Genomic DNA, 11,826 nt, shown 5'->3' on the forward strand with positions numbered 1-11,826 from the left:
ATGAAAACGTCTTTAAGAGCCGCCCGGCAGGGCATGCCGTGGCTGTTTAAATGCTTGTTCAAGCGTTGGTCCGCTTGAGTGAATAAAATGTTTGATTGAATAAATTAATGTACGGAGTAGCAAAATGCCCAAGATGAAGACCAAATCATCCGCTAAAAAGCGGTTTAAAATCACTGCGTCAGGCAAAATTAAAGTAGCAGCTGCCGGTAAACGCCACGGCATGATTAAGCGTTCGAATAAATTTATTCGCGATGCACGTGGAACAATGGTTTTGTGTGAACAAGATGCTAAAAAAGTCATTCAGCATTATTTGCCGAATGGTATTTAAACCTTACGCTTTTGATTTTGAGGAGATTATAATATGGCTCGTGTGAAAAGAGGTGTGACAGCACACGCTAAGCACAAAAAAGTTCTTAAACAGGCTGAAGGTTTTTACGGTCGTCGTAAAAATACCATTCGTGCAGCTAAAGCAGCGGTTGATCGTTCAAAGCAATACGCTTATCGTGATCGCAAAAATAGGAAACGTACTTTCCGTGCTTTGTGGATTCAGAGAATTAATGCGGCTGTTCGCGCAGAAGGTTTAACTTATGGACGTTTTATTGATGGCTTATCAAAAGCCGGTATTGAGGTTGATCGTAAGGTTCTTTCAGATATAGCAATCCATGAGGCAGAAGCATTTTCTGCTTTAGTAGCTTCGGCAAAAAAAGCTTTAGAATATTTAAAAGATACGACACCTAATGCTTTCGAAGGCGCTGTCAAATAAGCCAGTCGTGTTCTCTTAAAGCATTCATTTATTCGAGGTCCCGTGCTGGCTATTGCGAGTGCGGGTTTTTCTTTATTAAAAAATAGGCAAAAATATGAATGATATTGAGCATCTGGAACAAGAAATTTGTTTAGCCTTAGAGGCAGCAGGTGATGAACAAGCACTTGAAGAAGTGCGTATTGCAGCATTGGGTAAAAAAGGTAGTATCTCTGAAAAATTAAAAGAATTAGGAAAAATGGATGCTGGCGAGCGCCATAAAGTTGGACCAGTTCTTAATGGATTAAAAAATCGCATTTTAGAATTATGGGCACAAAAGCGTGATCTTTTGAAAAGACAGGCAATGGATGCCCGTCTTTCTCGTGAAACAGTTGATGTTACCTTGCCTGTTCGCTCTTCACCTATAGAACGGGGACGCATTCATCCTATTTCACAAGTGATTGAGGAAATTATTGCCATTTATACAAAGTTGGGTTTTTCTCTTGCAGAGGGACCTGATATTGAAACAGATTATTATAATTTTACGGCATTGAATTTTCCTGAAGGGCATCCAGCGCGTGAAATGCATGATACCTTCTTTTTTGATGTTGATAAAATGGGAGAACGAAAATTATTGCGAACCCATACATCACCCGTACAAATTCGTACACTAGAAAAACAAAAAGCACCGATACGAATCATTATTCCTGGAAAAACTTACCGCATGGATTCGGATGCAACACATTCTCCCATGTTCCATCAGGTAGAAGGTCTTGTCATCGATAAAACCTCCACCATTGCCCATATGATGTGGCTACATGAAACCTTTTGTAAAGAATTTTTTGAAGTTCCCTCTGTAAAAATGCGTTTTCGTCCCTCTTTTTTCCCTTTTACCGAACCATCTATGGAAGTGGATATTCAATGTGATCGTTCTGGTTCAGAAGTAAAGTTCGGAGAAGGACAGGATTGGTTGGAAATTTTAGGATGCGGAATGGTGCATCCCCAGGTGTTGAAAAATGTTGGTTTAGATCCCGATGAATATCAAGGTTTTGCATGGGGCATGGGCATTGATCGTATTGCCATGTTGAAATACGGTATGCCTGATTTGCGGGCTTTTTTTGATGCTGACCTGCGTTGGTTAGACCATTATGGCTTTCGTTGCTTTGATATGCCTGCTTTTTTTCCTAATAAAAACGTGTGATCTTAGTCATCGCTTTCATGTGAGGTTTTAAAATGAAGTTTACATTGTCGTGGTTAAAAGATCACTTAGAAACAAATGCATCTTTGAATGAAATTTGTGAAAAATTAACCGCTATCGGTCTTGAGGTTGATCACGTTGATGATCGGTCTTCTTTAAAAGGTTTTATGATTGCAAAAGTTTTAATAGCAATAAAACATCCTGATGCCGATAAACTTCAAATTTTATCAGTGGATACAGGAACTGCTACACCTGTTCAAGTTGTCTGTGGAGCACCAAATGCACGAGCAGGTCTTGTAGGTGTTCTGGCACTACCAGGCACTTATATCCCAGGACTTGATGTGACATTATCTGTAGGAAAAATCCGCGGGGTTGAAAGTTTTGGGATGATGTGTTCGCAAGCGGAGCTTGAATTATCAAATGAACATGAGGGAATTATCGAACTTCCAGAAGATGCACCTATTGGAGATTCATTTGCAGCTTATGCTGGTTTAGATGATCCGATCATTGATATTGGTTTGACCCCCAATCGTTCCGATTGTACAGGTGTTCGCGGTATTGCTCGTGATCTTTCTGCCGCTGGAATGGGAAAATTAAAAGAATTATCTTTGTCAAAATTTGAGCCTTCTTTTGAAACACCTCTCGATGTTTCATTAGATTTTTCGCAAGGTTCATCATTATGTTTAGGTTTCGCTTGGCGTGAAGTACGCAATGTTCAAAATGGCGAATCACCACAGTGGATGCAACAGCGTTTGAATGCAATTGGTTTGAGACCGATTAATGCGCTTGTTGATATGACCAATTACATCAGTTTTGACCTTGGTCGTCCACTCCATGTTTTTGATGCAGATAAAATTAAAGGTAATTTGTGTGTACGTTGCGCGCGTGAGGGAGAGCAGCTTCAAGCACTGAACGGAAAAATCTATCATCTGGGCGCTAAGAATTGTGTCATTGCAGATGATGAGGGGGTTGTTTCGATTGCCGGTATCATGGGCGGTGAAAGAACGAGTTGTGATGAAACAACACATCGCGTTATTATTGAATCGGCGCTTTGGGATGCGCGAAGCATTGCACAAACAGGAAGAGCATTAGGTCTTATCAGTGATGCACGTTATCGATTTGAACGAGGTGTTGACCCGGCTTTTATAGAAACAGGACTTGAGATTGCAACAGAATTGGTCTTACGTCTTTGTGGTGGTGAAGTATCTAAAAAGAAGATCGTTGGCTATCAGCAACAAGAAATCAAACAGATCGCTTTTCCTTTTTCTGAAATTAAACGTTTAACAAATTTGGAAATAGAACCTGAAAAAGTCATCTCTATTTTAACAAAACTTGGATTTTTTGTTGAAGGAAAAGGAGAAGTCGTTACGGTAAAAGTACCATCATGGCGCCCTGATATTATGAGTAAAGCCGATTTGGTGGAAGAGGTTATGAGAATTTATGGGTTAGATAAAATTAAACCTATTCCTTTGGAAAACTTTGCAGAAGGAAAAGATCAAATTTTAACATGCGCACAAATTCGTTCACGTGCTACACGTTTGGCTCTAGTGCAACGTGGTATGAAAGAAGCGGTAACATGGTCTTTTATTTCTGAAAATCAAGCTCTTGCTTTTGGAGGAGGTCAAGAAGAGCTTAAATTAGTTAATCCTATTGCTGCTGATATGTCAATGATGCGTCCTTCCCTTTTACCTGGTTTGATTATAGCAGCACAAAGAAATGCTGATCGTGGTTTTTCCGATCTTGCTTTGTTTGAAGTTTCAAGTATTTATGAGGGCGACACCCCTGATAAACAACACCGTGTTGTTAGTGGAATTCGTCGCGGAACAGAGCAATTTAAAGGGGCTGGGCGTTTTTGGAATGGAAATGCAACCGTCGTTGATGTTTTTGATGCCAAAGCAGATGCTTTAGCTATTTTAGAAGCATGCGATATGGATGTTGGGAAAGTGCAGATTGAAGTTGGAGCACCTGATTGGTATCACCCTGGTCGTTCAGGTGTCATAAAACTTGGATCAAAGATTATTCTTGGTTTTTTTGGTGTTTTTCATCCTGCTACATTAGAAAAGTTAGATGTCAGTGGACCTTTATGCGGCTTTGAAATTTTTCTAGACCGAATTCCAGAATCAAAGAAAAAAACGACCAAAAGCCGCCCTCCTTTGAAACTCTCACCTTTTCAAATGGTGCGGCGTGATTTTGCCTTTATAGCGGATAAAACTGTTGCCTCTTCTCTTATTATTCGGGCGGCAAGTGGAGCCGATAAAAAACTTATTCATTCAGTGCAGGTTTTTGATATTTTTGAAGATTTAAGCTTTGGTGAAGATAAAAAATCTGTTGCAATTGAAGTAACTATTCAGCCCATAGAACGGACTCTAACAGATGAAGATTTAGAAAAGCTTGCCTCAAAGATCGTGGATAATGTTACCAAAATGACAGGTGCATATTTACGCTACTGAGTATTCTCATTTTTTATGAGATATTTTATATGAAGTGGGAGCATTTTTGAGTGCTCCCTTTTTGTTTGGCATTCAAGAGCTATAGACCTTCTTGAAAGGGAACCTCCTTACCAAAACAAGCTGCTTAAATCATCAATTTTTTCAATATGAAAAAACTGTTTTTAAACATCTTGAAAAGTTATTTTTTCTCTTAATCCTTCATTGCAAATGTAAAAGATAACTGCTATTGCTAAATGATAATGCAAATTATTTGCAATAAAAAGAAGGCATATAAAGGAAAGAGAGAATCAATGAACGTAAGAACGTTTTTCACCATAGTTTTTGGAAGTGTTATTTTTTTTACACCCAATTTTGCTTTGTGTGCTGGTAAATTTAAAGCTGTTACGACATTCACTATCATTGCTGATATGGCACGCAATGTAGCAGGTGATGCCGCTGATGTTGAATCCATTACAAAACCAGGTGCGGAAATTCATGAATACCAACCCACCCCACGCGATCTTATGCGTGCTCAGGGAGCTAACCTTGTATTGTGGAATGGTTTAGAGTTAGAGCTTTGGTTTGAAAAGTTTTTTCAAAATATCAAGGATGTTCCAAGTGTTGTTGTTTCAAAAGGTATTATACCCATTAAAATTGGTGAGGGACCCTTTAGCGGTAAACCCAATCCTCATGCGTGGATGTCACCGACCTCTGCTTTGATTTACGTTGATAATATTCGCGATGCTTTTGTAAAATATGATCCTGAACATGCTGAAATTTATAAACAGAATGCTGAAATTTATAAACAGAAAATTCGTGCAACGATTGATCCAATTAGGGCTGAATTAGAAGCTGTACCGCAAGATAAACGTTGGCTTGTGACCAGTGAGGGGGCTTTTAGCTATTTGGCGCGTGATTTTGATCTAAAAGAACTTTATTTATGGCCCATCAATGCTGACCAACAAGGAACACCACAGCAGGTCAAGCATGTTATCGATATGGTTCGCAAATACAATATTCATGCAGTTTTTTCTGAAAGCACTATTTCCCCTGCGCCTGCCAAGCAGGTTGCCAGAGAAACAGGGGCTAAATACGGTGGTGTTCTTTATGTTGATTCTTTAAGTGAGAAAAATGGTGAGGTACCCACTTATATTGATTTATTACGTGTCACGAGTGGACGTATTAGCAATGCTTTAGTAGAGGGAGTAAAAAACCAATGACGGAATGTGGAATTTTTGCCCAAGGAGTAACGGTAACATATCGTAATGGACATACAGCTTTACGCGAAGTGAATTTTGAAAGTCCAAAGGGTTCTATTACGGCATTGGTTGGTGTTAATGGATCCGGTAAGTCAACGTTATTTAAAGCGATTATGGGGTTTGTACGCCCCTCAAAGGGAAAAATTCGTATGTTTGATTTGCCCGTTGATATAGCTTTGAAAAAAAATCTTATTGCTTATGTTCCTCAAAGTGAAGATGTTGATTGGAATTTTCCTGTCTTGGTTGAAGATGTTGTATTGATGGGGCGGTACGGTCATATGAATTTCTTTCGCTATGCCCGTACACAAGATTATGAAGCCGTTCGTATTGCCTTAGAACGCGTTGATATGTTGGCTTTTGCCAAGCGCCAAATTGGAGAACTTTCTGGTGGACAGAAAAAGCGTGTTTTTCTAGCGCGCGCTCTTGCACAGAAAGCAAAAGCTATTTTATTAGATGAGCCGTTTACAGGGGTTGACGTTACAACAGAAGATAAAATCATTGCTTTGTTACAAGATCTCCGTAAAGAAGGAGCAGTGATCTTGGTTTCAACTCACAATTTGGGTTCTGTTCGCGAATTTTGTGATCATACAGTTTTAATAAAAGGTACTGTTTTAGCTTCTGGGTTAACAGAAAAAATCTTTACAAAGGAAAATCTGGAGAAAACTTTTGGAGGGTCTTTGCACCACCATATTTTTGATCTTCAAACCACAAAAAAAAATGATGTTTTCATGGGAAGAAAGCAGTCTGCAGTTTGTGAAGATATTGAAAGAGTGGAGCACGTTGCATGATTTCTTGGTTGCTTGAGCCACTGAGCTATCAATATATGGTGAATGCAATGTGGGTTTCTGGGTTAGTTGGGTGTGTTTGTGCCTTTCTTTCAGCTTTTTTGATGTTAAAAGGTTGGTCATTGATTGGTGATGCACTTTCCCATTCGATTGTTCCTGGTGTAGCAGGAGCTTACCTTTTAGGGTTACCTTTTTCACTCGGCGCTTTTTTTTCTGGTGGTCTTGCAGCAGCAGCAATGCTCTTTTTTAACCACCGGACAAAGCTTAAAGAAGATACCATTATTGGGCTCATTTTTTCTTCCTTTTTTGCCTTTGGGTTGTTTCTCAAATCATTAAAACCAATGGCTGTTAATATTGATACGATTGTTTTGGGAAATATTTTAGCAGTGAGTTCAACAGATATTCTACAATTGGCTTTTATCGGCTTTGTTTCGTTGCTTATATTGCTTTTGAAATGGAAAGATCTTCTTGTGTCATTATTTGATGAAACGCATGCGCATGCCATTGGATTAAACGTAAAATTTTTAAAGATTCTCTTTTTCACATTGCTTGCCGCTTGTACTGTTGCTGCGATGCAAACCGTTGGAGCATTCTTAGTCATTTGTCTTGTTGTGACACCTGGAGCAACGGCCTATCTTTTAAGTGATCGTTTCGTGAACATCTTGGTTATTGCAGTTGTAATTGGAACCTTCACAAGTGTCTTGGGTGTTTATGTGAGTTATTTTTTGAATGCACAAACAGGGGGGGTTGTAGTGCTTTTTCAAGCATCTTTATTTGTTTTGGCTTTTATTTTTGCTCCTAAACATGGGTTTATTGCTGCGCGCTTACGCATAAATGCGGCAAAAAAGGGTGTAATATTATCATGATTGATCAATTACTGCTTCCGTTTCAGTTTTCTTTTATGCTTAAGGGTATGCTTATTGTCATGATTCTTTCTATTCCCATGGCGATGCTTTCCTGTTTTCTTATTTTGAAAGGATGGGCGCTGTTAGGCGATGCCATTTCTCATGCAGTTTTTCCAGGTGTTGTTGTTGGTTATATGACAACACCATGGGTAATCGCATTTTTAACTTCTTTGCCATTTGCTTGGTTTCAGCATATGCGTCCAGAGAATATTACAATGACTTTGATTACTTGCGGTGCTTTTGTTGCAGGAATGGTGTGTGCACTATTAACGGGTTTTTTAGGGAGCAATAGCCGTATCAAACAGGACACGGTGATGGGTGTGGTCTTTTCTTCAATGTTTGGTTTGGGGCTTGTTTTAGCCACGTCTATTTATAGTAGCTTAGATTTGAATCATATTCTATTTGGTAATCTCTTGGGTGTTAACTGGCTTGATATAACGCAGACGGCAATCATTTCCGCTGTTGTCACTTTTATTTTAGCAGCAAAATGGCGCGACTTTATGCTGTATATTTTTGACACAGTTCAAGGACGTGCAATGGGGTTACCAATATCTCTACTCCACTATACCCTGCTAACGATGATTTCTCTTACAATTGTTGCAGCTTTGAAAGCTGTAGGTATCGTACTCGTTATTTCTTTACTGATAGCACCAGGAGCAATTGCCTATCTTGTCACAAAGCGGTTTTCTTTTATGTTAATGATCGCGATACTTGTTGCAGCTTTTTCTGGTTTTTTAGGGATTTATCTCAGCTTATTTATCGGCTCTGATTCTGCTTCCACAATTGTGTTGATCTTGACGTTGATTTTTATGGCTATTTTCATGATGATTTTCTTTCGTCGAAACACAGTTCAAGAGACTTGAAAGTGTTAAAATTCATGCATATCAGCCATGCATTTTTATATATTGTTTCTCATTTTTATTTTAATTAGAGTCCGGGGTGCTAGGTTATTTTTCCTCCTAATATCTAGCAGGTGAATGCAGTAAATTTTCTCCCCCCCAAAACTGCATTCTTAATTAAGAGGCTGCATTGATTTCTTCTGCAGCCTTTTTATTTTTTTGTTTTTCTAAAATCTCTCCTCTTTTCTTGAAATCATTTAAAATGATTATAATATTGTGTAAGCTATTCGGTATTTTCAAGGAACTTATAACAGCAAAGACACTTACACATGAAGGGGTAGAGCGTAATTGTGCACTCAGACATGTAAACAGAAAAAAACAGATACAATGTTTTTGTATAGGGTTTTGCGTAGAGGAAAATAGTACGAGAAAATGAAAAAAGATTTGAAGATATCGCACCCTTTACGTATCTGCTATTATATAGCAGGGTGGGCGATGGTTATATTAGGTATTATCGGTGTCGTATTACCTATTATGCCAACTGTGCCTTTTTTATTGGTTGCCTCATGGTGTTTTACGCGTTCTTCTCCACGTTTTCATCAATGGTTGAATAATCATCGTATTTTGGGTCCCCCTATTAAGCGATGGGAAGAAAAAAAAGCAATCTCTCCATTTGTTAAAGTTTTTGCAATGATGAGTATGACAGGAGGATTTTTATCCTTTTTTGTAATGCTACACCCTCCTTTGTGGATTTCTTTACTTGTTGCGGTTATATTATTGCTGATTGCCATTTATATTGTAACACGTCCATCTTCCTAATGATAAAAAAGGCTTTATGGGATACTCTTTTTAGCTTCGGCTTATTTGTAAAACTATGAGAACTTTTAAGTTTTGAATATAAGCTCTCCATTTCCAAAATGCATATGAAATAGCAAGCTTTTTGAACGCAATTAATTAATAATATGTTTGTGAAATAATTTTTATGAACAAAGAAAATTGTTTATGAACACTCAAAATGTTCTCTCTTGGTAAACAATGATAAATCACATTCATGGAAGAGAGTCTTTATTTCTGTAAAGCATGTTTGTATGAATCTCTACATATACATCATTAAAAAGTCATTGATATGATAGTCATTTCTTTCTAAAAGACATTTCGTTTTTTTCATATTTCTTAATGAGGATATAATACAAAGCTTACTAAACACCATCATTTTTATACTTATACAGTTAAGAAGCCGGTCTATTATATCAATCTTTAATGTTACATCTGTTATTAACTTAAGAATAATTCATAAGAAACAACAGAGTTTTTCAAATGGTTTTATATATACACGCATTCTTATTATAATATGCGAATAAATAATTTTTCTGTCTTTGTATAAAGCTTATTCGAAATAAAAATATTATTGCATTCTTTGTTTTTTAATGAAGTCATGCCCCTCAAGTAAAACAAAAGGTCTCCCAAATCATGTTATTTACACATTTATTTTTAATGAAACATTTCTCAACGCTTTACTCATTTCATAATAGCAGACTATACATGGATAAAGTAAAATCTCCTGTAACATGTATAAAATCTATTTGAGCACCATCATCCTTGCCTTGCAAAATACACACCGACAGTCACCATGCTATTTGTCATCCTCCAATGTTGCCTTAGTAATTCCTAATGCTACAATTATAGCTTGTCATCTGGTTTTGTATATTTTGACACTAAATTTTGTACCAATTTATTTTTTTCAAAGAGTTTAAAGATGTTCTCAAAGGGTTTTGAAAGCCTTTTCTCATTTTTACTTATGGAAACGCACTTTTTTCTGATTTTCGGTAATTTTTGCAATTTTAGGTGTCAAAATCTATTTTGATAAAACGCGCATTTAATGGTCAAAATTGTACATAAAAACAACAAATTACCACGTATTCCTACTTAATCCAACCTCTTCCTACTTAGTATAAAACCTACTGTCAAACTACAACAATAACCCTTAGAACTTGAAAACCTTCATACATGCAAGGAGATGAGTGTGCTTGATTTAACAGGGTTAAAATGAGAAAATCTCCTTGGCTAAACTTCCTTGGCACGTTAAGTGTTTTTTTAATGCGTCGTAAATACTTTTAAGTCTTATCTATCGCGCCTTATGTAAGTGAAGCGTATGCGTGGTAGGCCAAGTAGAATCTGCTCAAAAACAGCCGAACTGTTTACAGACCAGCAAAGGTTAAGAATCCTCATCCTTAGGGTAGAACAAAAATCAATCTTATAAACAATATGATGAGTCAATATACTTGTTTTAAAGAACCGGAAACTATGTCTTTATAGGTCTAGCAATTCGCTTTTTATTACCAAAAAAATTGAGATAACGTTGTACTTCTTTTGAATCACCAATCGTTTTTTCAGGATTATCTGAAAGTTTTACGGCTGGTCGACCATTGGCATAGGTCACCTTACAAACAAGGGAAAGAGCATCAAGAGTTTTGATTTCCTGAGGTGCACAGCCTGTAAAATCATTGGTAAGATCCGTGCCCCATCCAAAACTCATGCGCACTCTACCATGGAAATGATGATAGGTTTTTTCAATTGTATTGACATCAAGAGCATCAGAAAAAATTAAAAGTTTTTTGCGTGGATCTTTTCCTTTTTCTTTCCACCATTGAATAATACGTTCGCCACCTTCAATAGGGGGCGCACTATCGGGTCTGAAACCCGTCCAATCAGCAACCCAATCTGGTGCATTGCGTAAAAATTCTTCTGTACCAAAGGTATCAGGTAAAACAATGAGAAGATTTCCACCATAATAACGATTCCAATCTTGCAAGACTTGATACGGAGCTCTGCGTAATTCATCATCGTTGTTGCTGAGAGCCGCAATAACCATAGGCAATTCGTGTGCATTGGTTCCAAGAGCTTCTAAATCCGTATCCATGGCAAGAAGAACATTAGAAGTTCCAGTAAAAGAATGACCAATGCCTTCTTTTAATGCTTCCACACACCAGCGCTGCCATAAAAAAGAATGGCGGCGCCTTGTCCCAAAGTCAGATATTTTAATATCAGGCAATTTTTTGAGACGTTCAACTTTACTCCACATTTTTGCTTTAGCACGCGCATAAAGTACATCAAGAGCAAAACGATCTAGTTTTTTGAGAGCAGCACGTGAACGTAATTCACTAATAATAGCAAGGGCAGGAATTTCCCACATGGAACTATGGGCCCAGGGTCCATGAAAATGAAGGATATATTGGCCATCTTTGCGGGTGAGTTCATATTCTGGGAGTTGAAAATTCTCAAGCCACTGAAGAAAATCCGGTTCAAAAATTTGTTTGCGTCCATAAAATGTATTACCAGCAAGCCAGATCATTTCTTTTTTTGTAAAGCGCAAACTAAGAGCATGATCAAGTTGAGCACGTAATTCACTCTCATCAATATCATCGGCAAGACGTATTGTTTTAGAGCGACTTATGAGGGAAAAAGTAACATTAACATTAGGGTATAACCCCCAAATCATCTGCACCATAAGAAGCTTATAAAAATCCGTATCAAGAAGTGACCGAATAATGGGATCAAGCTTCCAAGTGTGATTGTAAACACGTCTAGCAATATCCGGATGATTCATAACCTTTTTCTTTCATTTTCATAAAATCTAAAATATTATGCACCAACACGGCTAATATAGACGGT

10 protein-coding genes are annotated in these 11,826 nt (G+C 37.7%); 9 read left to right on the forward strand and 1 reads right to left on the reverse strand.

Features of this window, described 5'->3' with window-relative positions:
* Positions 1 to 124 precede the first annotated feature (124 nt).
* The 9 genes from rpmI (at position 125) to ACFINZ_RS02755 (ending at position 8,973) form a co-directional block, all read left to right on the forward strand.
* A complete protein-coding gene (gene rpmI, locus ACFINZ_RS02715) occupies positions 125 to 328 on the forward strand; it encodes a 50S ribosomal protein L35 (protein WP_183193590.1) in 204 nt (67 codons plus the stop codon).
* Positions 329 to 361: 33 nt separating this feature from the next.
* Positions 362 to 763: a 50S ribosomal protein L20 gene (gene rplT, locus ACFINZ_RS02720; RefSeq protein WP_012754515.1), complete on the forward strand. Its 402-nt coding sequence runs from the start codon at positions 362 to 364 to the stop codon at positions 761 to 763.
* Positions 764 to 857: 94 nt separating this feature from the next.
* On the forward strand, positions 858 to 1,940 hold the full coding sequence (gene pheS / locus ACFINZ_RS02725; RefSeq protein WP_375633688.1) for a phenylalanine--tRNA ligase subunit alpha: 1,083 nt from the start codon (positions 858 to 860) through the stop codon (positions 1,938 to 1,940).
* Positions 1,941 to 1,972: 32 nt separating this feature from the next.
* The gene (gene pheT / locus ACFINZ_RS02730) at positions 1,973 to 4,387 is read left to right on the forward strand and encodes a phenylalanine--tRNA ligase subunit beta (protein ID WP_375701155.1); all 2,415 of its coding nucleotides are present in this window, start codon (positions 1,973 to 1,975) and stop codon (positions 4,385 to 4,387) included.
* A 290-nt stretch (positions 4,388 to 4,677) separates the two neighbouring features.
* The gene (locus ACFINZ_RS02735) at positions 4,678 to 5,586 is read left to right on the forward strand and encodes a metal ABC transporter substrate-binding protein (RefSeq protein WP_375620851.1); all 909 of its coding nucleotides are present in this window, start codon (positions 4,678 to 4,680) and stop codon (positions 5,584 to 5,586) included.
* Positions 5,583 to 6,413: a manganese/iron ABC transporter ATP-binding protein gene (locus ACFINZ_RS02740; RefSeq protein WP_273790252.1), complete on the forward strand. Its 831-nt coding sequence runs from the start codon at positions 5,583 to 5,585 to the stop codon at positions 6,411 to 6,413. The genes ACFINZ_RS02735 and ACFINZ_RS02740 overlap by 4 nt, the downstream gene beginning before the upstream one ends.
* Positions 6,410 to 7,276 (forward strand): metal ABC transporter permease, encoded by an 867-nt coding sequence (locus ACFINZ_RS02745; RefSeq protein ID WP_375611406.1) that lies wholly within the window; start codon positions 6,410 to 6,412, stop codon positions 7,274 to 7,276. Before ACFINZ_RS02740 ends, ACFINZ_RS02745 begins: the two co-directional genes overlap by 4 nt.
* On the forward strand, positions 7,273 to 8,178 hold the full coding sequence (locus ACFINZ_RS02750) for a metal ABC transporter permease (protein WP_273790250.1): 906 nt from the start codon (positions 7,273 to 7,275) through the stop codon (positions 8,176 to 8,178). Before ACFINZ_RS02745 ends, ACFINZ_RS02750 begins: the two co-directional genes overlap by 4 nt.
* Before the next feature lie 408 nt (positions 8,179 to 8,586).
* Complete coding sequence (locus ACFINZ_RS02755; RefSeq protein ID WP_375633686.1) at positions 8,587 to 8,973, forward strand: YbaN family protein; 387 nt, start codon at positions 8,587 to 8,589, stop codon at positions 8,971 to 8,973.
* A gap of 1,483 nt (positions 8,974 to 10,456) precedes the next feature.
* Here the strand turns inward: ACFINZ_RS02755 and pncB are convergent.
* The gene (pncB, locus tag ACFINZ_RS02760; protein ID WP_375633685.1) at positions 10,457 to 11,761 is read right to left on the reverse strand and encodes a nicotinate phosphoribosyltransferase; all 1,305 of its coding nucleotides are present in this window, start codon (positions 11,759 to 11,761) and stop codon (positions 10,457 to 10,459) included.
* Positions 11,762 to 11,826 lie beyond the last annotated feature (65 nt).

The sequence above is a fragment of the Bartonella sp. AA81SXKL genome, from assembly GCF_042196945.1.
GTDB lineage: Bacteria > Pseudomonadota > Alphaproteobacteria > Rhizobiales > Rhizobiaceae > Bartonella.

Excerpts from the sequence above, each read along its gene's own strand:
- rpmI (WP_183193590.1), top strand. The coding sequence starts at position 125 with ATGCCCAAGATGAAGACCAAATCATCCGCTAAAAAGCGGTTTAAAATC.
- rplT (WP_012754515.1), top strand. The coding sequence starts at position 362 with ATGGCTCGTGTGAAAAGAGGTGTGACAGCACACGCTAAGCACAAAAAA.
- pheS (WP_375633688.1), top strand. The coding sequence starts at position 858 with ATGAATGATATTGAGCATCTGGAACAAGAAATTTGTTTAGCCTTAGAG.
- pheT (WP_375701155.1), top strand. The coding sequence starts at position 1,973 with ATGAAGTTTACATTGTCGTGGTTAAAAGATCACTTAGAAACAAATGCA.
- ACFINZ_RS02735 (WP_375620851.1), top strand. The coding sequence starts at position 4,678 with ATGAACGTAAGAACGTTTTTCACCATAGTTTTTGGAAGTGTTATTTTT.
- ACFINZ_RS02740 (WP_273790252.1), top strand. The coding sequence starts at position 5,583 with ATGACGGAATGTGGAATTTTTGCCCAAGGAGTAACGGTAACATATCGT.
- ACFINZ_RS02745 (WP_375611406.1), top strand. The coding sequence starts at position 6,410 with ATGATTTCTTGGTTGCTTGAGCCACTGAGCTATCAATATATGGTGAAT.
- ACFINZ_RS02750 (WP_273790250.1), top strand. The coding sequence starts at position 7,273 with ATGATTGATCAATTACTGCTTCCGTTTCAGTTTTCTTTTATGCTTAAG.
- ACFINZ_RS02755 (WP_375633686.1), top strand. The coding sequence starts at position 8,587 with ATGAAAAAAGATTTGAAGATATCGCACCCTTTACGTATCTGCTATTAT.
- pncB (WP_375633685.1), bottom strand. The coding sequence starts at position 11,761 with ATGAATCATCCGGATATTGCTAGACGTGTTTACAATCACACTTGGAAG.